Raw genomic sequence first — 24035 nt, forward strand, 5'->3', positions numbered from 1 at the left:
GAGATCACAGATAATCAGGGAGTCATTTCATCTACCTGAATAACTCCAGCTTCATTCAAATCATCTATCTCACTATCAGGCAACCAGCCTTCCTTTGTTGAAAAATAAGTATATAAAGAACAAGAAGTTCCATTCTCTATATCTCCGCAATTTCTTAATACTAACTTAGTATTATCTATTTCCAGAATTTCAACAATTTGCGATGCTCCATCAGTAGGACTAACCATTACAAAATGAGTATCATCTACCAACTTCCATCGGTCTTCATATACATCGGAACTATATTTTGAGAAAACGGAGTATAATTTATTTTCCTCATCAAAAAAGATACTTGAGATATCATCTCTCTTGTAAAACTCAACCTGAGTCAGCACCTCGTCACCCACTTTTTCCTCAGTTCTCACAGAAAACAAAAACCAAGCACCTTGAGAAGTTAACTGTTGACTCATATCAATATCTTGTCCTTTCATATATATGATACAACACAACATAAATGATACTATAACACCAATCTTTTTAATCATAATATTAAGTAAATGAAAGTATTCAATAATATACTTTCTAATTTTAACAAACTATTGTTATTATGCTTTTCAAAGTATATATAGGTCTGAGATCTTACACTTTTCTTTTTTTAATCGAGACGATACCCGAATGTTCTTAGTATATTATCTCTGCTTCTCCAATCTTTTTCGACCTTTACAAACATTTGAAGGAATATCTTCTTCTCGAAAAAGCGTTCCATATCATGACGTGCCATTGCACCTACTTTCTTCAAAGCTGCACCTTTATGCCCGATAATAATTCCCTTTTGAGAATCGCGTTCCACAATAATAAGAATACGTATATTAATAATATCTTTTTCTTCTTTAAACTCCTCAACTACCACTTCTACCGAATAAGGCACTTCTTTCTGATAATAAAGCAAGATCTTCTCTCTTACTATTTCCGTAACAAAAAATCGTGCAGGACGATCAGTTAAAGCATCTTTCTCAAAATAGGGAGGTGATTCAGGTATTAAATCAATAATACGACGTTTTACAAAATCGATATTAAACTTATTCAACGCCGAGATAGGATATATCTCAGCCTTTGGTAACAACTCTTTCCAAGCCTCTACCAAAGTTACCAAATCATCCTGATTCGTTTGATCTATCTTATTTATTAGCAGCAATACAGGAGCTTCTACTTTCTGTACTTTTTGCAAGAAATCCTCATTTTTAGAAGTTTTTTCCACAACATCAGTTACATACAGCAATACATCAGCATCGCCTAAAGCCGATTCCGAAAAGTTACGCATCGATTCCTGCAACTTATAATTGGGGCGAAGTACTCCGGGGGTATCCGAATATACAATTTGATATTCTTCTGTATTTACAATTCCCAAAATACGATGACGGGTAGTTTGAGCCTTCGACGTGATAATTGATATCTTTTCGCCAACTAACTCATTCATCAACGTTGATTTTCCAACATTGGGATTTCCTACAATATTTACAAAGCCTGATTTATGCATTCTTTTTTCTTCTCTCAAAAATTTAGTTTTAAAGTCTAAGACTTGTTTATTATTTTAGTATCGGGAATATATACTGATAAGAATAGGCTCTATTCTTTCAAAACAGAGCAATTAAATATTTCCCAATACTTAAACACCTCATTAGACAACAAATATAGAATAAAAAAACGCACCTGACAAAGATGCGCTTTTCTATCTATATAAGATTTATATTTTTTCTATTATTTTCCGTCGTACGCCCACTTCAAATACACAGAACCCCATGTAAATCCGGCACCAAAGGCTGCAAGAATAATATTATCACCTTTTTTCAACTGGCTCTCCCATTCCCATAAACAAATAGGAATTGTTCCTGCACTAGTATTACCATATCTTTCGATATTCACCATTACCTTATCGCGAGACAATCCCATACGATTAGCTGCTGCATCTATAATTCTTAGATTAGCCTGATGTGGTACAAACCAGCTTACATCATCTTTAGTCAGTTGATTACGCTCCATTATCTCTGCTGAAACATCAGCCATACGAGATACTGCATGCTTAAATACAACCTGACCCTCTTGATATACATAATGCATACCTTTCTCAATAGTCTCTGCTGATGCTGGGAAAGCTGATCCACCACCACATAAATGAAGGTGTGGTGCACCAAACCCGTCGGTATGCAAGATAGTATCTTTAATACCATAATCTTCTGTAGTAGGCTCTAACATTACAGCACCTACTGCATCACCAAACAAAGGACAAGTAGTTCTATCTTTATAGTTTGTAATTGCAGTCATTTTATCTCCCGCAACTACTATTACTTTCTTGTATCTTCCTGATTTTATATAATTCGATCCGGTTTCCAATCCAAAAAGGAAACCTGAACAAGCTGCTTGCAAATCAAAAGCTAAAGAATTTTTTATTCCGCAACCATCAGCTACTAAAGCTGCTGTTGAAGGAAACTGAAAATCGGGTGTTGTTGTTGCAAAAATAATTACTTCAACATCTTCAGGTTTTGTATTTGTCTTATCCAACAACTCTTGTACAGCACGTATACCCATTACGGATGTGCCTTTACCTTCACCTCTAAGTACATGACGTTCCTTGATTCCAACGCGACTCATGATCCATTCATCATTAGTATCTACGAGTTTCTCAAGATCTTCATTAGTGATGACATCTTCGGGAACATAAGCTCCGATGCCTGTTATCGCTGCTTGAATCATATTTTCAAAGTAAAATTATAAAAAAAATGCCCTATTTGATTAGGGCTTTTATTGTTTAGACAATTAAAGAGCGACTTCTTTCTCAATTGCTAATTTTCCTCTGTAATAACCGCAATCACCACATACTGTGTGATAAACGTGCCATGTTCCGCAATTAGGGCATACAGCTAATGTTGGAGTTAGAGCTTTATCATGAGTTCTTCTTTTCGCTGATCTAGACTTTGATTGTCTATGCTTTGGATGTGCCATTTTATCTGTTTATTTAATTTAAATTTTTACTTTATTTATTATCTCACTCTTCAACAAGTCCCTTTAAGGTATCCCATCGGGGATCCGTAGCCTCATTAGATTCTTCTTCAACCGAATCATCAAAACCAGCATCGTCATCTGCTTCAAAAGCATCATCTGGATCTGCTGCAACAGCTTTGTGCTTATTAAGTTTCGAAGACATCATTTTATTGCATTTACCCGGTGCATGAATATGCTTCATCGGAAGGCTCAACATTACAAATTCATATAAGAACCATGCAATATTAATTTCACCTTCTTCTTCCGGTATAATTACAATCTCATCGCTTTCTTCCGAATATTCATGACCAAATTTCACAACCAGACGGTTGGTAGAGTTCGTTTCAATCTGAATATCATCCAAACAACGATCACAAGGAACCGAGACTTCACCACCCAGAGTAAAACTAAACTCGAATGTTGAAGATACACTTTTCACTGTGACATCTACATTAACTTTACCTCTTCTAATATCAGAATCGGCGTCGCCAATAGCTTTGAAGTATTGATCATCCAAAACGTACTCGAACTTATGAAGACCATCTGCCAGATTCCTTAACGGAATATTATAGAGACTAAATTTTCCCACTTTTTCAATTAATAAAAGAATGGTCGCAAAGATAAAAAACTTTTTCCTAATTACCATATTTCTTTCTAACTAAAAAAAGACACACAGATATATAGTTAATATTTGAGCATTGTATTCAGATCTTATTTTTATATATTTATTTTGTTGTAATTATTATCTTTGACTGTCTTATTAAAATTAGCAAGAAATAAAACAACATCAAATTTTCAGATCAAAATATAATAATTTCAACTCACTAATAAGAAACAATAAATAGGTTTACGACCAGAACTGTTTACTCAATGCAAAAACTCGCATCTATAATACTACTCTATATCCTATGTATGTTTTATACACAGGCACAAGAACATCGAATCATTCGCTATACGTTCGAAGTAGTAAAAGGCGACACTCTATTTAATGCATATCTCCCCGAAGCTATCATATTTCCCCCACTCTATTTCAAAAGCGAAAAGGAAAGATTAGAGTACACCAAACTTGTACGTGACGTAAAGATAACCCTACCCTATGCCAAACAGGTAGCGCAAAATATCATTGAGACTTACGAATTTATGGAGACTTTACCCGATAAGAAAACAAAACAAAAGCATCTAGAACAGACTCAAAAATTCATAATGGACTCCTATAAGCCCAGAATGAAGAAGTTAACTAAAAATCAAGGGAAGATTCTAGTGAAACTTATTGACAGGCAAACAAACTCCTCAGCATATGACATTGTAAAATCTCTTACGGGAGGCTTTAAAGCAACCGTATACAACACCTTCGCTGGAGTTTTTGGCAACAACCTTAAAACTCAATACGAACCTAATGGTAAAGACAAGATGATAGAACGTATTGTGATAGAAATAGAACAAGGCACACTATAAATTTTCTCTCCAAGAGTTTCACAATCCAAAGAATACAAATACTTTTGTAACGATTACAGTATTTACAAATAAAAACAACTCATGTATATAATAGGTATTGCGGGAGGATCGGGTTCAGGAAAGACAACTTTAGTAGATGGCATATTAAGCCGCATCCCTCGAGAGGAAATTGCTATTTTACCACAAGATGCCTATTATAAAGACAATAGCGACATACCATTAGAAGATCGATTCAAATTAAACTATGACCATCCGGATTCTATCGAATGGGAATTGATGAGTAAAGATATTGAGTTGCTAAAATCGGGACAAACGATTAACTGCCCTACCTATTCGTATCTGACATGTGCACGTTTGGAGGAAACAATACCAATCACTCCAAAAAACATATTATTAGTAGAAGGCATATTAATATATACATCTCAAATGATTTGTGACCAATTGGACATGAAGATATTCCTTGAAGTCCCTGCAGATCAACGCTTAACTCGTATTATCCAACGAGATATGGATTCACGCGGACGTACTGCATTAGAAGTTATAGATCGTTACTACAAAACAGTTCGTCCTATGCACGAAGAATTCATAGAACCTTCCCGCCAACAAGCTGACATGCTTGTAATGGGTGGAGGATTAAACGAAAAAGCTGCTGAATTTATAGCAGCAGCAATCCTTGAAAAGCTCAGATAATTTTATTATTAAACGATAAAAATCCATTTAATTATAGAAGAACCTTGACTTGAAAAATTAAAATTTTCAATAAGTTAATCAGCTCTTCAACTCTCTTTCCTTATTGAGGAGCATTATTATTGACACTTAGAACACTACTATATAACCATTCTAAATCCTCACCCCTAGCAAAATCTAACATCCTACCTTTCCTCTCTTTGTCAACAAAATACAAACGAGGTATACTTTCAGCGAAATATCTTTCAATGACTCCAGCGTACTGCTTCGCCGCGAGTAAGCTTCGCCAAGGAATATCTTTTTTTATCATCAAGTCTTTCCAATGCTTTTCCGTTTTATCATCATCTACCGACACATAAACAATGTCTAAGTATTGATGTAAATCATTATATATTTGTTTCAACACAGGTATCAGCTTATGACAAGGACTACACCATGAAGCTGAAAACACAACCAAAGTATAATTACTACTATCTTTTACAATATTCTCTTCAATTCCGGTTTGCCAATCGGGAAGACTCATATTATTAAAGACCTGAAGGCTTTTCTTTTTTGAAATCTCTCTTAATATTCGTTTCCCATAATAAGAATCTTTTAATTCAGGAGAGATAATAGAATAAACATCTTCTAACATCGACAAATTAAGATTAACACCTATCGATGAAAGAGTTAAAGCACTCCGGGTTGTTGGGTATTTTCGCAAAATATTCAAATATACTTTAGCAGATTCTTCCCCCGGCAAAGTCCTCAATGCATGCACAAACTCTTCAACCATTTTCAACGAATTGAAAACCTCAGAATCTCCTTCATATATAAAAAATTCATCTTTACAATACTTTTCAGACAGAACATCAGTACGCTTCTGAAAGCATGCTTTTATATATGTATCAGGAATATCACTAAAAAAGAAAACATTACTGCTTGTTTCAAAAGGATATTCGTCCAATACAATATTAAAGTTGATGTGATACGCAACAGAATCTTGATTCGTTTTATATCCAACAAAACTCGTAGATGTATATGTCGAAAATATACTATCAGGAACTACAAAAAGCCAACTTCTATCTTCTAGTTCAACACCAGCAACAAGGAAAGAACTAAACTCTGCCTCCATCTTTTCATAACAAACTCCATCTAACTGTATTCGTATATTATGATTTTGGCAATAAACCACCATATGAACAAATAACAGCAAGACAACTGTTGTAAAGTTTCTCATAACTTATGTTTATTCTAAAAACAACTAATTATTTAATGTTAAGAATTACGTTTTTTAGACTCTACTTTATTCAATCTCTAAAAAACATAGGTGTATCTCCAAATATGAAATTAGAGAATCCCGCCTCTTTAAATTTGTATTTAGCTAAAACTTCTTTTGTGATAGCCAAGAAAGCTTCAATATCATAAATTATAAAATCCATATACGAAAAGTAGAAACCCGTTGCACCACCTATCGAATCGGCAACCCTTTCAGCTTTTGCCTGCGTCAGTATCTGATCTTCAATTTCAGTTCTGAAAGGAACCATACGATCTTTAGGCACATTTATATTTTCATAAAACAAGAATCCGAAAACAACACCATCAGCATAAAAATTACCGAACAATTCGGTTGATTTATTATAAAAGGCATTCAATACCGGAAAACAAGACGAATAAGCTATATATATATCCTCTCTCAACTGCCAATCTTTAGCCTTTGATGGAACCATTTCATAACCAGCACACCTTTCGCAAATATTCTCGATTTTAAACCAGTTTTGCGCTACAATAGTATCATCCATCAACTTCTTAAGATCGCCGGCAGCTATTTCTCTAAACCCTTTACCTGAAGATGCTACAAAATCAATAGAACCGATATACTCCATTGTATAAGCTTCACCAATGAGCTGATCCAGATAAATAAACAACATGCTGTATTTTTTATTCTCTTCCAACTTCATCAACTGAGGGCATTCAACCTGCAAATTTACTTTCTGATGCTTTTCATCCACATTATAATATAATACAATACTATCTGCAGAAAGAGATGTATCATACATATTTATAGTAAAATCGCCTTTAGCCTTAGCTGGCTTAGTAGAGTAAAAATTCCATTTTTCTAACAATGCCTCCGGAACTTGTTTCAACCAGTACTCCAATTGAAACAATCTTGAACGATCTCCCTCAGGAGTCAAAATCAGTTCATATTTTCCATCCTCATTAACTCCCAATTCGAAAAATGCTTTACTAAAAGCAACAGACAATAGATCGTCAACATATTTTATCAATGTATCAGTTTCGACTTTGTCATCTATCATTTTTCTGACTTCGGATTCTTTTTCACTAAAGAGATCCCAAAATTTCGCTACTCTTTCCTTAAATGATACATTCATAAAATTATCTCTTTATTTTTTATAAAAGGTCTTTAACCTCAAAGTTTAAAAATCAACTGCAACACAACAAACACCGACACTGGTGCACCTGCCTGTTTGCCCACTTGCCATTTAGGCATAGACTTCACTAATCTAAAAGCCTCTTCATCCAACACCTCATCACATCCCTCTATTACCTTTAAATCTTTTATTGAGCCGTCTTTTCCTACAACAAAACCCACCATTACCGCACCACATGATTCTGGCAAATCAATATCTTCCGCTAAATTCACTTTTTCGTTAAGATATTTCATCATCGCATTATAACCTCCATTAAAGGATGGCATAAACTCGGCATTGATCAATGGACGAAACTTAGTATTTAAAGTTATATATCGCACTTCACCTAAGACATCAAAGAGAGTTTCTTCTCCTTGAAAAGATATAGCTGCAACAGTTCGGGTTTCGCTCGGTTCAAAATTAGGATCATTAAAAAGAAACATAAAACGCCCTTCGTCTCCTTTTTGAAAACGAGACAGTTTTTTCACCGACACAAGATGCTTTACAACACCATCTTCAACAACCCTATCCAAATAACGAGCTTCATTATAATGAGGTATTACTTTTTTGATCTCTAAAGAATCCCTTAACGAAGAGTCAGAATTCCAGACCAAATACATTTCATTTCTTTTCAAAGAATCAGACAAAACCTCTTGTCCCGCTCTCCCTTGAAGCACGAAAACAAATAGAAAACATAGCAAAGATAAAATTCGTCCCATAGCCTTATCAATTACAAATAAAAACTCCCAACTGTTTATTTTATTGCTGCTTATCATCGAAGCTAAACCTACGAATCATCCCGACTACACTTATCAAAACAATAAAAAGGTCTAAAACTTTAGATACAATAAAAATAACATTTATTGCTCTACTTTGCAAACATTCCTCATCATTAGATCAAAAAGGATCTATTTCTAACGACATATAATTCTCACAACCTAAGAGTTACGAATCAATCAACCTCCACTTTAAATACAACTTTACGCACTTTAGTCTTTTCTCCATATTGAATATTCGTCATATGAATATCATCAGAAAAAAAAATAGTAAATTGATTGGGGCGTATTACATGATAATTTATCACCGGAACTTTAAAATGAGCAATGTCTTTTTTTGCATCATACGGGGTTACAGTCTCCGTTGCAGTAAACAACTTTGCGTAACCTTGCAATTCACAACCATCAACCACATATTGCAAGTCGATATACTTTTGATGACCTTCCAACTGCTCATTTCCCGGCTCACGGGTAATATATTCTTGCACGTTAACTGTAACATCATCTCCCAAAGATTGTTTTCCGAGAGGAAGAGTTTCCAAATCATTTTCTTTTATAAACTTAAACACTTTCGCCCATCTTTCGGGATGTTTTTCATAATGATTTACAAATGTCATCACATCCAAACCAGCATCAGGCGATGCATCAACACCTTGCATCCATACTTTAGAATCATACCACTCTTGCTGCTGTTTAGATAATCGCTTTGTCTTCACCCCATCTTTCGCAATCAAATTCACAAAAGGAAATAATAGAATAAATGAAGCAATGAGTACAAAACGAAAGAAACACACTTTCTTTTTCATTGATTTAGTATTTAAGTAACGTTAATAATTTTCACTAACAAACCGACTTACAGTGGCAGACCGATATACTCGTTTTCTGCAAAAAGAAAAGAAACTCCCACATACGTATCAACAAGAGATACACATCCATACCAACCATAAGCACAGCAAATGTAAGATATGTGCTCTAAAAAAGAAGATAAATTCTCAATAAAGTAACGTTAAATATCCAAAGGGTAACATTCCAATTATAGCTACATTTGATTATTAGACGCGTCGAAGAGACAAAGAGGTTTGCTCTCTTAAAAAGAAATCATTTTCGATTTAATAAAATCTTACAAAACATATCTTTCAATAGTACAATTCTTTCCGTATATTTGCATCCCGTAAATTGGGGTTATAATCTCCAAGCAACAAACTAGTCACACCATTGTTTAAGAATGAATAAAATAAGAAACTTTTGCATTATTGCGCATATAGATCATGGTAAGAGCACATTAGCCGACCGTCTACTCGAATATACTAAAACAGTAGAAGGCAAAGATATGCAAGCTCAAGTCCTTGATAATATGGATTTGGAACGTGAACGTGGTATCACAATTAAAAGTCACGCCATCCAGATGCAATACCTGTACAATGGCGAAACATATATACTGAATCTCATTGATACTCCGGGACACGTTGACTTCTCTTACGAAGTTTCGCGTTCTATTGCTGCATGCGAAGGGGCACTACTTATAGTTGATGCAGCTCAAGGAATACAAGCTCAAACGATTTCCAACCTTTATATGGCAATCGATAATGACTTGGAAATTATTCCAATCCTAAATAAGATAGACCTTCCAAGTGCTATGCCTGACGAAGTAGAGGATCAGATCATCGAACTTTTAGGATGTAAACGCGAGGAAATTATCCGTGCCAGTGGAAAAATGGGGCAAGGAGTATATGATATTTTAGCCGCTATTATAGAACGTGTTCCTGCTCCAAAAGGAGATCCAGAAGCACCTTTGCAAGCTTTGATTTTTGACTCTGTATTTAATTCCTTCCGAGGAATCATAGCCTATTTCAAAATTCTAAACGGTTCTATAAGAAAAGGCGACCTTGTAAAATTCTTTGCTACTGAAAAAGAATATAACGCTGACGAAGTTGGTGTTTTAAAACTAACCATGTCACCCCGCGATGTAGTTACTTGTGGAGATGTAGGTTATATTATATCAGGAATCAAGACTTCTAAAGAGGTAAAAGTAGGTGATACAATTACTCATGTGAAAAATCCTTGTGAGAAAGCGATAGATGGTTTCGAAGAAGTAAAACCAATGGTTTTCGCAGGGGTATACCCTATCGAAAGTGAAGACTTTGAAGACCTGAGAGCTTCTTTAGAAAAACTTCAATTGAATGATGCTTCACTAACCTTCCAACCCGAATCGTCTATTGCCTTAGGTTTTGGTTTCCGATGCGGATTCTTGGGACTTTTACATATGGAGATCATACAAGAACGTTTGGAACGTGAGTTCAACATGGACGTTATAACAACAGTACCCAACGTTTCATATTTAGTATACGACAAAAAAGGAGGAGTAAAAGAAGTACATAACCCTTCGGGGCTACCCGACCCTACCCTTATCGATTATATAGAAGAACCATATATACGTGCATCGGTTATTACCAGTACAGCATACATCGGACCTATCATGTCGCTATGTTTAGGTAAACGTGGTATACTTCTAAAACAAGAATATATTTCAGGAGATCGTGTAGAAATCACTTATGATTTACCTCTTGGTGAAATTGTAATCGACTTTTACGATAAATTGAAAAGTATATCAAAAGGATATGCTTCATTCGACTATCAAATGCACGACTATCGTGAAGCTAAGTTGGCTAAAATGGATATTCTCTTAAACGGAGAACCTGTGGATGCTCTTTCAACACTTACTCACGTAGACAATGCAGTAAACTTTGGTCGTAGAATGTGCGAGAAATTAAAAGAACTTATTCCACGTCAACAGTTTGACATTGCGATACAAGCAGCTATCGGCGCTAAAATCATAGCTCGCGAAACAATAAAGGCTGTTCGTAAAGATGTTACGGCAAAATGCTACGGAGGTGATATTTCTCGTAAACGTAAACTTCTTGAAAAACAAAAAGAAGGTAAAAAAAGAATGAAACAAGTAGGTAACGTAGAAGTGCCTCAAAAAGCATTCTTAGCAGTACTAAAACTAGATTAAGGTTTTAGACCTATTAATTTCAATTCATAATCAAGCAATATTGCGATAAGCATTTACAGTTACTTAATTTGACAAAAAACATTCTCATCGTATTTTTCTTTTTGACAGCATTGTTTACTCAAGCGCAAGAGAGAAAGGAATATGACACCGATCATTACAGGGAACGTATGGCTTATTTTGAGCAAAACCCGATTGGCGAGAACAAAATTGTCTTTTTAGGAAACAGCTTGACCGAAGGTGGACAATGGGATAAATATTTTCCCGAAGCTGCACCTGTCAACAGAGGTATATCAGGAGATAACACCGAAGGGATGCTTAACAGAATAGATGAGATTGCAGAATCGCATCCAAGATTTCTATTTATACTCGCAGGTATCAATGATATCTCCCAAGATTCACCTAACAAAAAAATTATAAAACAGTATCGTTCTATGATAAAACAGGTAAAAAAAGAATCTCCCAATACAGTTATTTATATACAAAGCTTGCTTCCAATAAATAACGACTTCGAACGGTATAAAAGATTGCTAGGAAAAGAGAAGCAAATTGGAAAGCTCAATAAAGAGCTAAAAAAATTAGCATCAAAGGAACGCGTCAGTTTTCTAAATATTAATCCATTATACATGGATGTACAAGGAAAATTAGATACAAAATATACAAACGACGGTTTACATCTTACCGAAACTTCTTATGATATATGGGTGAATGAACTTCATAAATATATTAACTAAGTAAAAGAGGTATAACAGATATGAATAACTTCAAGGAAATATCGGCTAAAGAACTTACATTCGCTCCTTTTGACATAAAGGACGAATGGATGTTAGTTACTGCCGAAAAAGAAGGAAAAGTAAATACTATGACTGCCAGCTGGGGAGGCTTCGGAATTATGTGGAACAAACAAGTAGCCTTTATTGTTATACGTCCGCAACGTTACACTAAAGAATTTGTTGATAATGCAGACTCTTTTTCACTTACCTTCTTTGATAAAAGCTATCTGAAAAAGCTTGGTTATCTGGGTAAAGCATCGGGCAGAGATGAAAATAAAATAGAAAAAGCTGAACTGACAATTACTCACGAAGGAGAGATTCCTTACTTTGAGGAAGCTCACACAGCCATTTTCATTAAAAAATTATATGCTCAACCAATGGGAGGTGAATATTTTCTGGATAAGGAAATAATTGCAAAGTGGTTCCCTCAAAACGATTTCCATATTTTATATATAGGAGAGATCACAAAGGTTCTAACAACAAATTAAGGTCGAAGACCTATTTATATCTACCTAAGTATAGGTATACTTGCAAGTTATGATTTTACAAATCTAACTTTTACTTAAGATCACTCTATTTACAAACAATTTTAAAACAGGCGTATTTGCAATAATGAGAAAATGGCGCATTGAAGATTCGGAAGAATTGTACAACATCTCCAGTTGGGGTGTTAATTATTTTTCAATCAATGAAAAGGGGAACGTAATAGTTACTCCCCGAAAAGACGGTGTAGCTGTGGACATGAAAGAGCTGATAGATGAACTACAGCTTCGCGATGTAGCAGCACCTGTATTGGTTCGTTTTCCGGATATTCTGGATAACCGCATCGAAAAGATTTCTACCTGCTTTAAAAAAGCAGCCAAAGAGTATGGTTACGAAGCACAGAATCACATTATATATCCTATAAAGGTGAATCAAATGCGACCCGTAGTAGAGGAGCTTGTGAGTCATGGTAAAAAGTTTAACATCGGTCTTGAGGCTGGTTCTAAACCCGAATTACATGCAGTTATAGCCATCAATACAGACCCTAACTCTTTAATTATCTGTAATGGATACAAAGACGAAAGTTATGTAGAATTGGCTCTTCTTGCTCAAAAAATGGGAAAAAGAGTATTCATTGTAGTTGAAAAACTGAATGAATTACCACTTATTACAAAAACAGCAAAACGTTTAAAGATAGTTCCGAATATTGGTATACGTATCAAATTAGCGAGTAGCGGTAGCGGAAAATGGGAAGAATCGGGAGGCGATGTTAGTAAATTCGGATTAAATTCGAGTGAACTATTAGAGGCTCTATCTTTTCTTGAAAAGAATAACATGCAGGGTTCTCTGCGTCTTATCCACTTCCATATCGGTAGTCAGGTAACAAAAATCAGACGTATTAAAACAGCATTACGTGAAGCTTCGCAATTTTATGTGCAACTTCATAGCATGGGCTTCAATATTGAATTTGTTGATATTGGCGGAGGTCTTGGTATTGATTACGATGGTACACGCTCGTCACACAGCGAAAGTAGTGTTAATTACACTATTCAAGAATATGTAAACGACTCTATTTCGACGATGGTAGATGCTGCCAACAAGAATGGTTTGCCACATCCTCATATCATTACCGAATCAGGAAGATCATTAACAGCCCATCACTCTATACTTGTATTTGAAGTTCTCGAAACAGCAACTCTACCCGAATGGGAAGAAAGTGATGCGATTACAGAACAAGATCACGAACTTGTTCGTGAGCTATATCAAATATGGGACGATCTTAATCAACGCCGCATGCTTGAAGCATGGCACGATTCGCAACAGATCAGAGAAGAGGCACTTGATTTATTCAGCTTAGGAATGCTTAATCTGAAAACGAGAGCACAAGTAGAGCGTCTTTATTTCTCTATCGCACGTGAAATATATCAGATGGCAGGACGTATGAAACATTCTCCTGACGAATTGAAACAATTGGCAAAATTGCTTCCTGATAAATATTTCTGCAACTTCTCTCTTTTCCAGTCTCTGCCTGACTCTTGGGCTATTGATCAGATATTTCCGATCATACCTTTACACCGTTTGTCAGAAAGACCTGATAGAACTGCTACATTACAGGATATCACTTGCGATTCGGACGGAAAGATTGACAACTTCATACCAACAGGCAATCAAACAGGATATTTACCTGTACACAGCCTGAAAAAGAATGAACCTTATTATTTAGGAGTATTTTTGGTTGGAGCATATCAGGAAATTCTGGGTGATCTTCATAACCTCTTTGGTGATACCAATGCCGTTCACGTAGCAGTTGACGAAAACGGATATAAGATAGAACAGATATTAGATGGAGAAACTGTAGCTGAAGTATTGGAATATGCACAATACAATGCTAAAAAACTGGTTCGCACAGTAGAAACTTGGGTAACAACTTGCGTTAAACAAGGATCTATTACTGTTGAAGAAGGTAAAGAATTCTTATCGAATTATCGTTCGGGATTATACGGATATACGTATTTGGAGTAAAAGACTTCAGTCTATAAACTATATAAATAGGCTGAGAAAGATAATCTTTCTCAGCCTATTTTGTTTCATACAGACTAATCTTCTCTTACAAAGCTCAACATCTTCTTTTTAGAGTCTACAAACAGTCTATTCTTTTCGTAAACATTTACTATTTTAGAAAACAATCTATATATTTAAGGTTTCAGACCTTTTTAATATTTTGACAAGTGCAACAACTATAACCTGAAAGCATATTACTTATAGCTTTCTTTACTAAAAAATAAACAAACATGGTTTTAAAAGATTCAACACCTAACCTTATGGTTAAAGATGTAAACAAGACAGTAGATTTTTATACTAATATCTTAGGATTTATTAAAATAGATAGTGTACCCGAAACCGGACAATGGGTATTCGCAATAGTAAAATCGGGAGACGTTATGTTTATGTTTCAGGAAGAGAACAGTATCAAAGAAGAGTATCCTCAGCTATCTAAATTTCCTCAGGGAGGAGGACTTACATTCTACATACATGTATCTGACATACATGCTCTTTATGAAAAATTGAAAAACAAAGTAACCTTAGCAAAAGATCTACATGACACATTTTACGGATCAACAGACTTTGCAATAGAAGATTGCAACGGATATATACTTACATTTTCGCAAAGCAACACGTAATCCGCTCCCGAATATACCTTAAATACGAGAAACCAAACACAATATTATGATAAAACAGATTACACCCATACTCTTGATGGCTGCTCTATTCTTATCGTGCAGCCGTCCGATAACTACAGTTACAGATAACGGATGGGGAATGGTTCCTGAAATTATGAAAAATATTTCCGAACCTAAATTTCAAGACAAGACGTTCAATATCGTAGACTTTGGAGCAAAAAACGATTCCACATTCAATAGCCTTCCTGCAATAATTGCCGCAATAAATGAATGTAATCAGCAAGGTGGAGGCAAAGTATTAGTTCCCGCAGGCACATACTACCTTAAAGGTTCTATTATCTTAAAAAGCCATGTAAATCTTCATTTAGCAGAAGGAGCCCGGCTCGAATTTTCGACAGAACCTACCGATTATCTCCCTATGGTACTAACTAAATGGGAAGGTACAGAATGCTTCAACTATACGCCATTTATTTACAGCTATCAATGTGTAAACGTTGCTATCACTGGCAAAGGTGAAATTGATGGTAATGGAGCAGTAACATTCAACACTTGGAAACCTAAAGAAAAACCTGCAATGGATAGACTTCGCCAAATGGGTAACGATTCTATTCCCGTCTACGAACGTGTTTTTGGAGAAGGTTGGTATTTGCGTCCATGTATGATACAATTTTTTGGCTGTAAAAATGTATTGATCGAAGGTGTAAAGATATACGATTCGCCTTTCTGGATTATTCATCCCGTTTATTGCGACAATGTAATTGTACGTGATGTATATATCGACAGTAACAATTACAACAATGACGGATGCGACCCCGAATCGTCAACCAATGTACTCATCGAGAATGTAAAATTCAATGTTGGCGATGATGGTATTGCGATCAAATCAGGACGCGACCAAGACGGATGGCGTGTAGGACAAGCAACAGAGAATGTAATTATCCGAAACTGTTATTTTGCTCGCTGGGCTATTACCATCGGTAGCGAAATGTCGGGAGGAGTACGCAATATTTTCATTGAAGACTGTAAAATAGACAGTTGTAGAAATGGCATTTACTTCAAATCGAATCTTGATCGTGGAGGATTCTTCGAAAATCTTCATATGCGAAATATCGAAGCTGATGTTTGCTTATGGGGAGTAATCAACTTCCGCACAGACTATCACGGCTATCGCGGAGGAAATTATCCTACACAATTTCGAAACATTACCATCGAAAACATAACATGCAACCGTGTAGACAGCGTAGCCATTATGGCGAATGGTGTTCCCGAAGCTAAACTTTACGACATCACATTACGTAATATTGATGTAAAGCAAGCACCTAAAGCAACCCAAATGCAGAACGTAGTTAACCTAGTTCTCGACAATGTAAAAGTAAACGGAAAACTCGTCACCAAAGAAAACGAATAAGCTACATGTTCATCACAACAATAAAACCCGAGACCTTAAGAAATAAAGTTTCGGGTTAAATAGTATTAACAAAAACCACTATAATCTATTTTAAGGAGTATATTGCGAGGTTTAATTTATAGATATATCTATTTACAATAATAGATATTATAAACAAAGCTTATTAGGAGTTTGTTATAAAACCCAGATATTATAAATAATCAAGTTACGGTAAGTAGCGAATACAATATAAAGACATATACTCGATAGTGTATCTATACTTACCAAAGCTATAAATAGGCCAAAGACCTCAATATACTTAACATGAGTAAAATAATAACAACAGCCAAAAGCGGCATCGTCTCAAAAGTTCTAGAATGGACATACGCCAGAGCCATAAATGGTTTTGGAGGGGTAGACTCAGCATATCAATTAGGAAACGATTATCTAAAATCGAAAGGAAGCATCGATCAACAAGTCGATCAACTTATCAAATGGCAAGTAACAAAGGCTGCATCCAGCGGATTCTTTGCAGGATTGGGAGGATGGGCTATAATGCCTTTTGCCTTGCCTGCCAACATAGCCAGTGTGATGTATATCCAAGTTAGAATGATCTCTGCGATTGCCTATATGGGTGGTCACGACATACAAAGCGATCAGGTAAAATCGGTCATCTATGTCTGTATGCTAGGTAATGGTACAAAAGAGATATTTAAGGAGATGGGAATCAAAGCAGGTGAAAAATTCGTAAGAAGCTTTATTGAACAATCTTCGAAAAAAATGCTCCTTTCCGTAAATGAAAAAGTGAGTGTAAACATTGCCTCAAAATTAGGCAGCAAGGGCTTATCAGGTTTGGGAAAAGCAGTACCTTTAGTGGGAGGACTTATTGGTGGAGGTTTTGACGCCGCATCAACACAAATCATAGGAAAGGTAGCCAAGAAAATATTTATTGATAATGATAAATCATTTTCAATTCTTGAGAGAGAGGAAAGCGGAATCCCTTCACTTCTCTAATTTTTTTGTACATTTGTTATCTAGAAAAGGCAGATAAGGTTGTAAACTTATTTATTGCTTTTCGAGGTATAACACAACAGACTGTTATATTTGAATGATACAGGCATAAAACTGCTTTAACTATTTATTGCTATGTTTTATCATTATAACTATCTTTGATTATTGTACTTACCAAAACAATAAAAAGGTCTGAGACCTTAGATATTTCACCGTACTTAAAAGTTAATTTAAAGGTATGCTATTAATAAGTTCGTTAGAAAAATTAGGACAATATGCGATGTTAATGCGCAAGGTCTTAACAAAACCTCAGAAGTGGAGAGTATTTCTTCAACAGCTTTCAAAAGAGATAAGTAAACTTGGAGTTGACTCGATAAGTATCGTTATCATCATTTCGTTTTTTATCGGTGCTGTAATAGTTATACAGATTGCACTTAATATCAACAATCCGCTATTACCCAGATATACCGTAGGATATACCTCGCGTGAAATCATTTTGCTCGAGTTCTCATCATCCATTATGTGTCTTATTCTGGCTGGTAAAGTAGGATCTAACATATCTTCCGAGATTGGGACCATGCGTGTTACCGAGCAGATAGATGCCCTCGAAATAATGGGAGTAAACTCTGCAAATTACCTCATCTTACCTAAAGTTGTGGGTCTGATGACTTTCGTACCAGTATTAGTTATACTAAGTATGTTTTTTGGTATTGTAGGAGGATTTGGTGTCTGCTATTTTACAAATGCCGTACCTGTCGCCGATTTCGAATTTGGGTTACAATCCTTTTTCAAAACATATTATATATGGTACGCCATAATAAAAACAATATTTTTCGCCTTTCTGATTTCCTCGATAGCAGCCTATTATGGATATTTTGCCAAAGGAGGTTCGCTTGATGTAGGGAAAGCAAGTACAAATGCCGTTGTAGTGAGCAGTATTTTGATCTTGATTTCCGATTTATTAATTACTGATTTGATGATGGGATGATAGAAGTTAAAGATTTAGTAAAATCATTCGATGGTCGCGAAGTGCTTAAAGGAATAAGCATGACTTTCGAGGAAGGTAAGACCAATCTTATCATAGGACGAAGCGGATCGGGTAAAACAGTATTACTCAAAAACCTAATCGGGTTGATGAGACCCACTAAAGGTAGCATCTTATACGACAACAGGGATTTAACAAAATTATCTTCGGATCAAATGAAAGCCTTGCGTCAGGAGATGGGTATGATCTTTCAAGGATCAGCTTTATTTGATGCAATGACTGTATTCGAAAATGTGTATTTTCCATTAGATATGTTTTCATCACTCTCTAAGAGTGAAAAGATAAAACGTGCAGCATCCTGTCTCGATCGTGTAAACTTATCGGATGCAGGTCACTTATACCCCTCTGAAATAAGTGGAGGTATGATGAAACGTGCAGCTATCGCTAGAGCCATCTCTTTAAATCCAAAATACTTATTTTGTGATGAACCCAACTCAGGACTTGATCCTCAAACATCTCTGGTTATCGATGAATTGATAAGCGATATTACCAAAGAATATAAAATTACCACGATCATCAATACACATGATATGAACTCTGTGATGAATATTGGAGATAAGATATTCTTTATCCAAGAAGGTAATCTTGAATGGGAAGGCACCAACAAGCAGATATTAACAACTAAAAATGAAGCTCTTAACGATTTCGTCTTTGCTTCTGATCTATTCAAAAAGGTCAAAGCAATTGAAATGGACGAAATAAATAATAAATGACGAATGGTGGATAACTAAAACATTCATCGCCTTTTTAATTTCCTAATAATGAAAATTGTCTCATATAACGTTAATGGTATACGTGCTGCATTCAATAAAGGACTAGCCGAATGGCTAAGCAAAGAAAACCCTGATGTAGTATGTTTTCAGGAACTCAAAGCACAAGAAGATCAGATAGATCTCATAACCTTAAAATCTCTAGGATACGAATACTGTTATTTTCACCCGGCAGAAAAGAAAGGTTACAGTGGGGTCGGAATCATAACTAAAATCCAACCCGATTTTGTGAAAATTGGAATGGGTATCGAAAAATACGACAAAGAAGGTCGCGTAATACGTGTCGACTATGGCAATGTTACAATAATATGTGTATATATTCCGTCGGGAACTACTGGAGGACTTCGTCAAGTTTTCAAAATGGAGTTTCTAGCAGACTTCTCTGAATACATCCAAGAATTAAGAAAAGAACGTAAAGAAATATTGATTTGTGGCGATTATAATATCTGTCATAAGCCTATTGATATAAATCATCCCGAAAAACACTTAACTTCGTCTGGGTTTTTACCCGAAGAAAGAGAGTGGTTCAACCAATTTGTTGGAACGGGCATGATAGATACTTTCCGAGAATATGATCAAAGTGGTGAGAAATATACGTGGTGGAGCTACCGAGCTGGCGCCAAACCTAAGAATTTGGGGTGGAGAATAGACTATCATATGATTTCGAGCGAAGCAAGAGAAAGAGTAAGAAGTGCAACCATTCACAACGAAGTATGTTATTCCGATCATTGTCCGATATCTATTGAGGCAGATATATAATCTTTATAGATTTTTTAGATCAGATATAGCCGAAAAGAAATAAACAATTTCTCTCAACTATTGTTCATTGTATTGAAATATATAGCCTCGGCTATGTTTAGTAGATAACTAATAATTTAAAAAACAACGAGTAATAAAGTTATTAATAAGCTGAATAAGCGATTATTAAAAGGCTTACACTATATTATTTAATTATTTTATTTTAAACAAAATAATGGCGAATTTATTAAGTATAAAAAACTTGCATGCCAACATTGATGGCAAAGAAATATTAAGAGGACTAGATCTTGAAGTAAATAACGGAGAGATACATGCAATTATGGGTCCTAATGGAGCCGGTAAAAGCACATTAGCATCGGTACTTGTAGGTAATCCCAATTTTGAGGTAACCGAAGGTGAAGTTACTTTCGAAGGTAAAGACTTATTGGAACTTGCTCCAGAAGAAAGAGCATGCGAAGGTTTATTCCTTAGTTTCCAATATCCAGTAGAAATACCGGGAGTAAGCATGGTCAACTTTATGCGTGCAGCAGTAAATGAGACTCGCAAGCACAAAGGATTAGAGCCTATTGCAGCATCGGACTTCTTGAAATTGATGAAAGAAAAACGTGAATTAGTTGATCTTGACAGCACCCTTGCAAGCCGTTCGGTAAACGAAGGTTTCTCTGGTGGAGAGAAAAAACGCAACGAGATTTTCCAAATGGCAATGCTTGATCCTAAATTAGCTATTTTGGACGAAACTGATTCAGGTTTGGATATTGATGCTCTTCGTATTGTTGCAGCAGGCGTTAACAAGTTGAGACGTAAAGACAATGCTACTATTGTGATTACCCACTACCAACGTCTTTTAGAGTACATCAAACCAGACTTTGTACATGTATTATACAAAGGAAAAATAGTAAAAAGTGCAGGACCTGAATTGGCTCTTGAACTTGAAGAAAAAGGATACGATTGGATTATTAAAGATTTCCAAGATTAAGGTCATAAACCTATCTGTTGTTTTGGTGCAGGAATGAGGTTTATCTCCTGCAATACCAAGAATACAGAAGCAATGTTTTACAGTAAAATATACAGAATTCAATGATAGAAACTCAATATATAGACTTATTCACCGAACACAGAAGCCTTATCGACAGCAAATCGACAAAGGTTCTGAACGATGAAAGGAATAAGGCTTTTGAAATTTTCAAGACGCTGGGTTTTCCCGATCGTAGTCTTGAAGATTATCAATATTCGGATGTTGTAAAGGAATTTATTCCTGATTATGGATTTAATCTAAGCCGATTATCTACTCAAACAAATCCATACAACGCATATAAATGCAATGTACCCGAACTTTCGACTAATTTATTCTTTTTAATGAATGATACATTCCACAAAGAGCATCAGCCAAAAACTGATTTTCCAAAGGGTGTATTTATCGGGAGCTTAAATGACTTTGCGGAACAACATGCTGATATAGCTTCAAAATATTATGGCAAAGTAGCTCAATTAGAAAACAATGCTATAGCTGCTTTCAACACGATGTTTGTACAAGATGGATTTGTAATATACATTCCTGATAACATTGTAATTGAACAGCCTCTGCAATTAATAAACATACTTACTGCAAATGTAGATTTTCTGGTAAACAGACGTCTACTTATTATTGCAGGAAAAAGCTCTCAGGTAAAATTGTTGGCTTGCGACCATACTGTTGACAGCCATAAGTTTCTGGCAACTCAGGTTACTGAAATATTTGCTGAAGAGAATGCCCATATCGAATTTTACGAATTAGAGGAAAACTCTAATCAAGTAACCCGATTAGCTTCGACCTACGTTCAACAAGAGAAATCATCAACCGTCTTGGTTAACAATATTACTCTGAACTGTGGTTTTACACGCAATAATTATCATGTAAAACTTAACGGAGAAAACGCCGAAGCAACTATTGCAGGTGTTGTTATTGCCGATAAGGTGCAACATGTTGATAACTTTGCATTCTTAGATCACGCAAAACCTCATTGCCAAAGCACTCAGCTATTTAAATATGTATTGCAGGAGCAAGCCGTAGGCTCTTTCTGTGGACGTATTCTTGTAGAGCAGGATGCACAAAAAACAATGGCGTATCAAACAAATAACAATCTTTGTGCTTCGCCCGACGCTCGTATGTACTCTAAACCTCAACTTGAGATTTATGCAGATGACGTAAAATGTTCGCACGGTTTAACTACCGGACAATTGGACGAAGATGCTCTTTTCTACTTACGAGCAAGAGGTATAGCCAAAGAGGATGCTAAATTGCTACTAATGCAAGCATTTACTGCGGATGTGCTTAAACTAATTCATATTGACGTACTAAGAGACCGTCTTGAAGAATTGGTAGAAAAACGCTTCCGTGGAGAAGAAGCCAGATGTGGAGATTGCGCTATATGTAAATAAGCCCTCTTTTGTTTGGGTAATTTCAATTATTCATAACAATATCAGGTAATAATAAATTTGTTATGACAACTACAAAAGCGACAGGGACATCTACCCCTTTAGATATAAATAAAATACGAGCTGATTTCCCTATACTTGAAACTCAAGTATATGGGAAACCTCTCATTTATCTGGATAATGGAGCTACTACACAAAAACCTAAATGTGTAATAGATAAGATAAGTGAAGTATACGGTTCTGTTAATGCAAATATTCACAGAGGAGTACACCATCTTAGTCAAGAAGCTACCGAACTGACTGAAAACGCCCGCAAAAAAGTTCAGCAGTTTATCAATGCAAAACATGCTCACGAAGTAATATTCACAAAGGGAACAACCGAAAGTATAAATTTGGTTGCCTCTAGTTTTTGCCGTGAGTTTTGCAAAGAAGGTGATGAGATTATTGTTTCTGCCATGGAGCACCATTCCAACATTGTGCCTTGGCAAATACAGGAAAGCATTACGGGTGTAAAGCTCAAAGTAATTCCTATCAACGAAAAGGGAGAACTTATTCTTGAAGAACTAGAGAAACTGATTACACCTAAGACTCGCTTGATCTCGGTAATGCACGTATCGAATGTTCTGGGAACCATAAATCCGCTTGAAAAAATCATAGAGATAGCACACAAGCAAAATATTCCTGTTTTGGTAGATGCAGCTCAATCTATACAGCATATCAATATAGATGTGCAAAAGTTAGATTGTGATCTATTGGTTTTCTCGGGACATAAAATATATGGTCCTACGGGAACAGGTATTTTATATGGAAAAGAAGACCTACTTAACAAGATGCCTCCATATCAGGGAGGAGGGGAAATGATAGGTTCGGTTTCGTTTAAGAAAACGACTTTTAACGAACTTCCTTTCAAGTTTGAAGCAGGTACTCCCAATTATGTAGATTTTATTGCTTTGGGAACTGCCTTAGACTACGTCAGTTCAATAGGACTATCCAATATTCGCGCCTATGAAGATGAACTTTTGGAGTATTGTACTTCGGAGTTGATGAAAATAGACGGTATGCGTATTTTCGGAACATCTGACCACAAAAGTAGTGCAGTATCATTTCTTGTAAAGAATATCCATCATTACGATATGGGTATGTTACTAGACAGAATGGGTATTGCTGTACGTACAGGACACCATTGCGCTCAACCATTGATGGAAGAACTAGGTATTGAAGGAACAGTTAGAGCATCTTTTGCATTTTATAATACAAAGGATGAAATAGATCAACTTATTGCAGGAATAAAACGAATTGTTCCTATGTTTGGATGACATTAAGCACCCTATATACAGAAAGACTATTTATGAAT

At 35.7% G+C, this 24035-nt stretch carries 24 protein-coding genes; 15 read left to right on the forward strand and 9 right to left on the reverse strand.

Translation table 11 applies throughout. The features are described from left to right. Window positions 1-14: 14 nt before the first annotated feature. The 5 genes from IR022_RS13890 to IR022_RS13910 form a co-directional block, all read right to left on the reverse strand. Window positions 15-524 carry a hypothetical protein gene (locus tag IR022_RS13890; RefSeq protein WP_050708691.1) on the reverse strand — a complete coding sequence of 170 codons (510 nt, stop codon included), beginning with the start codon at window positions 522-524 and terminating at the stop codon, window positions 15-17. A gap of 110 nt (window positions 525-634) precedes the next feature. Continuing rightward, window positions 635-1516, reverse strand: a complete 882-nt coding sequence (era, locus tag IR022_RS13895; RefSeq protein WP_050708692.1) for a GTPase Era — start codon at window positions 1514-1516, stop codon at window positions 635-637. 221 nt (window positions 1517-1737) lie between these two features. Beyond that, the gene (locus tag IR022_RS13900; protein ID WP_050708693.1) at window positions 1738-2730 is read right to left on the reverse strand and encodes a beta-ketoacyl-ACP synthase III; all 993 of its coding nucleotides are present in this window, start codon (window positions 2728-2730) and stop codon (window positions 1738-1740) included. A gap of 63 nt (window positions 2731-2793) precedes the next feature. Further along, window positions 2794-2979, reverse strand: a complete 186-nt coding sequence (gene rpmF, locus IR022_RS13905; RefSeq protein ID WP_082204055.1) for a 50S ribosomal protein L32 — start codon at window positions 2977-2979, stop codon at window positions 2794-2796. Window positions 2980-3022: 43 nt separating this feature from the next. After that, on the reverse strand, window positions 3023-3607 hold the full coding sequence (locus IR022_RS13910) for a YceD family protein (RefSeq protein ID WP_194204165.1): 585 nt from the start codon (window positions 3605-3607) through the stop codon (window positions 3023-3025). A 281-nt stretch (window positions 3608-3888) separates the two neighbouring features. Between IR022_RS13910 and IR022_RS13915 the strand changes: the two genes are divergently transcribed. After that, a complete protein-coding gene (locus IR022_RS13915; protein ID WP_194204166.1) occupies window positions 3889-4473 on the forward strand; it encodes a DUF4294 domain-containing protein in 585 nt (194 codons plus the stop codon). 81 nt (window positions 4474-4554) lie between these two features. Then, window positions 4555-5163 (forward strand): uridine kinase, encoded by a 609-nt coding sequence (gene udk, locus IR022_RS13920; RefSeq protein ID WP_194204167.1) that lies wholly within the window; start codon window positions 4555-4557, stop codon window positions 5161-5163. Window positions 5164-5263: 100 nt separating this feature from the next. On the opposite strand, the gene IR022_RS13925 is transcribed toward udk, so the two are convergent. The 4 genes from IR022_RS13925 to IR022_RS13940 form a co-directional block, all read right to left on the reverse strand. Next, window positions 5264-6379, reverse strand: coding sequence for a TlpA family protein disulfide reductase (locus tag IR022_RS13925; protein ID WP_194204168.1), 1116 nt, complete (start codon window positions 6377-6379; stop codon window positions 5264-5266). Between the two features lie 70 nt (window positions 6380-6449). Then, window positions 6450-7532, reverse strand: a complete 1083-nt coding sequence (locus IR022_RS13930; RefSeq protein ID WP_194204169.1) for a hypothetical protein — start codon at window positions 7530-7532, stop codon at window positions 6450-6452. A gap of 38 nt (window positions 7533-7570) precedes the next feature. Continuing rightward, on the reverse strand, window positions 7571-8347 hold the full coding sequence (locus IR022_RS13935) for an energy transducer TonB (protein WP_194204170.1): 777 nt from the start codon (window positions 8345-8347) through the stop codon (window positions 7571-7573). Window positions 8348-8523: 176 nt separating this feature from the next. After that, entirely contained in the window at window positions 8524-9153 is a 630-nt protein-coding gene (locus tag IR022_RS13940) for a YhcH/YjgK/YiaL family protein (protein ID WP_194204171.1), read from the reverse strand. Between the two features lie 419 nt (window positions 9154-9572). On the opposite strand from IR022_RS13940, the gene lepA reads away from it, so the two are divergent. From lepA to IR022_RS14005, 13 genes are all read left to right on the forward strand, one after another. Beyond that, complete coding sequence (gene lepA, locus IR022_RS13945) at window positions 9573-11360, forward strand: translation elongation factor 4 (RefSeq protein ID WP_050708699.1); 1788 nt, start codon at window positions 9573-9575, stop codon at window positions 11358-11360. A 68-nt stretch (window positions 11361-11428) separates the two neighbouring features. Next, complete coding sequence (locus IR022_RS13950) at window positions 11429-12091, forward strand: GDSL-type esterase/lipase family protein (RefSeq protein WP_242053258.1); 663 nt, start codon at window positions 11429-11431, stop codon at window positions 12089-12091. Between the two features lie 20 nt (window positions 12092-12111). Then, a complete protein-coding gene (locus IR022_RS13955; RefSeq protein WP_194204172.1) occupies window positions 12112-12618 on the forward strand; it encodes a flavin reductase in 507 nt (168 codons plus the stop codon). A 124-nt stretch (window positions 12619-12742) separates the two neighbouring features. After that, complete coding sequence (speA, locus tag IR022_RS13960; protein ID WP_050708701.1) at window positions 12743-14635, forward strand: biosynthetic arginine decarboxylase; 1893 nt, start codon at window positions 12743-12745, stop codon at window positions 14633-14635. 269 nt (window positions 14636-14904) lie between these two features. Further along, window positions 14905-15294, forward strand: coding sequence for a VOC family protein (locus IR022_RS13965; RefSeq protein WP_194204173.1), 390 nt, complete (start codon window positions 14905-14907; stop codon window positions 15292-15294). A 46-nt stretch (window positions 15295-15340) separates the two neighbouring features. Further along, the gene (locus IR022_RS13970) at window positions 15341-16702 is read left to right on the forward strand and encodes a glycoside hydrolase family 28 protein (protein WP_194204174.1); all 1362 of its coding nucleotides are present in this window, start codon (window positions 15341-15343) and stop codon (window positions 16700-16702) included. Window positions 16703-17005: 303 nt separating this feature from the next. Then, window positions 17006-17695: an EcsC family protein gene (locus IR022_RS13975; protein ID WP_194204175.1), complete on the forward strand. Its 690-nt coding sequence runs from the start codon at window positions 17006-17008 to the stop codon at window positions 17693-17695. Window positions 17696-17930: 235 nt separating this feature from the next. After that, a complete protein-coding gene (locus IR022_RS13980; RefSeq protein ID WP_050708704.1) occupies window positions 17931-18680 on the forward strand; it encodes an MlaE family ABC transporter permease in 750 nt (249 codons plus the stop codon). Further along, window positions 18677-19450 (forward strand): ABC transporter ATP-binding protein, encoded by a 774-nt coding sequence (locus IR022_RS13985; protein ID WP_050708705.1) that lies wholly within the window; start codon window positions 18677-18679, stop codon window positions 19448-19450. The genes IR022_RS13980 and IR022_RS13985 overlap by 4 nt, the downstream gene beginning before the upstream one ends. A 48-nt stretch (window positions 19451-19498) precedes the next feature. Beyond that, window positions 19499-20266 (forward strand): exodeoxyribonuclease III, encoded by a 768-nt coding sequence (locus tag IR022_RS13990; RefSeq protein WP_194204176.1) that lies wholly within the window; start codon window positions 19499-19501, stop codon window positions 20264-20266. 214 nt (window positions 20267-20480) lie between these two features. Beyond that, entirely contained in the window at window positions 20481-21242 is a 762-nt protein-coding gene (gene sufC / locus IR022_RS13995; protein ID WP_050708707.1) for a Fe-S cluster assembly ATPase SufC, read from the forward strand. A 101-nt stretch (window positions 21243-21343) separates the two neighbouring features. Continuing rightward, window positions 21344-22684: a Fe-S cluster assembly protein SufD gene (sufD, locus tag IR022_RS14000; protein ID WP_194204177.1), complete on the forward strand. Its 1341-nt coding sequence runs from the start codon at window positions 21344-21346 to the stop codon at window positions 22682-22684. Between the two features lie 62 nt (window positions 22685-22746). Then, complete coding sequence (locus IR022_RS14005; protein WP_194204178.1) at window positions 22747-23997, forward strand: aminotransferase class V-fold PLP-dependent enzyme; 1251 nt, start codon at window positions 22747-22749, stop codon at window positions 23995-23997. Window positions 23998-24035 lie beyond the last annotated feature (38 nt).

This window comes from Dysgonomonas sp. GY617, from assembly GCF_015233815.1.
In the GTDB taxonomy this organism is placed as follows: Bacteria; Bacteroidota; Bacteroidia; order Bacteroidales; family Dysgonomonadaceae; genus Dysgonomonas_A.

Coding starts and splice junctions, on each gene's coding strand:
- era (WP_050708692.1), bottom strand. CDS start 1,516: ATGCATAAATCAGGCTTTGTAAATATTGTAGGAAATCCCAATGTTGGA.
- IR022_RS13890 (WP_050708691.1), bottom strand. CDS start 524: ATGATTAAAAAGATTGGTGTTATAGTATCATTTATGTTGTGTTGTATC.
- IR022_RS13975 (WP_194204175.1), top strand. CDS start 17,006: ATGAGTAAAATAATAACAACAGCCAAAAGCGGCATCGTCTCAAAAGTT.
- IR022_RS13930 (WP_194204169.1), bottom strand. CDS start 7,532: ATGAATGTATCATTTAAGGAAAGAGTAGCGAAATTTTGGGATCTCTTT.
- IR022_RS13925 (WP_194204168.1), bottom strand. CDS start 6,379: ATGAGAAACTTTACAACAGTTGTCTTGCTGTTATTTGTTCATATGGTG.
- IR022_RS13900 (WP_050708693.1), bottom strand. CDS start 2,730: ATGATTCAAGCAGCGATAACAGGCATCGGAGCTTATGTTCCCGAAGAT.
- IR022_RS13980 (WP_050708704.1), top strand. CDS start 17,931: ATGCTATTAATAAGTTCGTTAGAAAAATTAGGACAATATGCGATGTTA.
- rpmF (WP_082204055.1), bottom strand. CDS start 2,979: ATGGCACATCCAAAGCATAGACAATCAAAGTCTAGATCAGCGAAAAGA.
- speA (WP_050708701.1), top strand. CDS start 12,743: ATGAGAAAATGGCGCATTGAAGATTCGGAAGAATTGTACAACATCTCC.
- IR022_RS13990 (WP_194204176.1), top strand. CDS start 19,499: ATGAAAATTGTCTCATATAACGTTAATGGTATACGTGCTGCATTCAAT.
- lepA (WP_050708699.1), top strand. CDS start 9,573: ATGAATAAAATAAGAAACTTTTGCATTATTGCGCATATAGATCATGGT.
- IR022_RS14005 (WP_194204178.1), top strand. CDS start 22,747: ATGACAACTACAAAAGCGACAGGGACATCTACCCCTTTAGATATAAAT.
- IR022_RS13955 (WP_194204172.1), top strand. CDS start 12,112: ATGAATAACTTCAAGGAAATATCGGCTAAAGAACTTACATTCGCTCCT.
- sufC (WP_050708707.1), top strand. CDS start 20,481: ATGGCGAATTTATTAAGTATAAAAAACTTGCATGCCAACATTGATGGC.
- IR022_RS13935 (WP_194204170.1), bottom strand. CDS start 8,347: ATGATAAGCAGCAATAAAATAAACAGTTGGGAGTTTTTATTTGTAATT.
- sufD (WP_194204177.1), top strand. CDS start 21,344: ATGATAGAAACTCAATATATAGACTTATTCACCGAACACAGAAGCCTT.
- IR022_RS13965 (WP_194204173.1), top strand. CDS start 14,905: ATGGTTTTAAAAGATTCAACACCTAACCTTATGGTTAAAGATGTAAAC.
- IR022_RS13915 (WP_194204166.1), top strand. CDS start 3,889: ATGCAAAAACTCGCATCTATAATACTACTCTATATCCTATGTATGTTT.
- IR022_RS13970 (WP_194204174.1), top strand. CDS start 15,341: ATGATAAAACAGATTACACCCATACTCTTGATGGCTGCTCTATTCTTA.
- IR022_RS13985 (WP_050708705.1), top strand. CDS start 18,677: ATGATAGAAGTTAAAGATTTAGTAAAATCATTCGATGGTCGCGAAGTG.
- udk (WP_194204167.1), top strand. CDS start 4,555: ATGTATATAATAGGTATTGCGGGAGGATCGGGTTCAGGAAAGACAACT.
- IR022_RS13940 (WP_194204171.1), bottom strand. CDS start 9,153: ATGAAAAAGAAAGTGTGTTTCTTTCGTTTTGTACTCATTGCTTCATTT.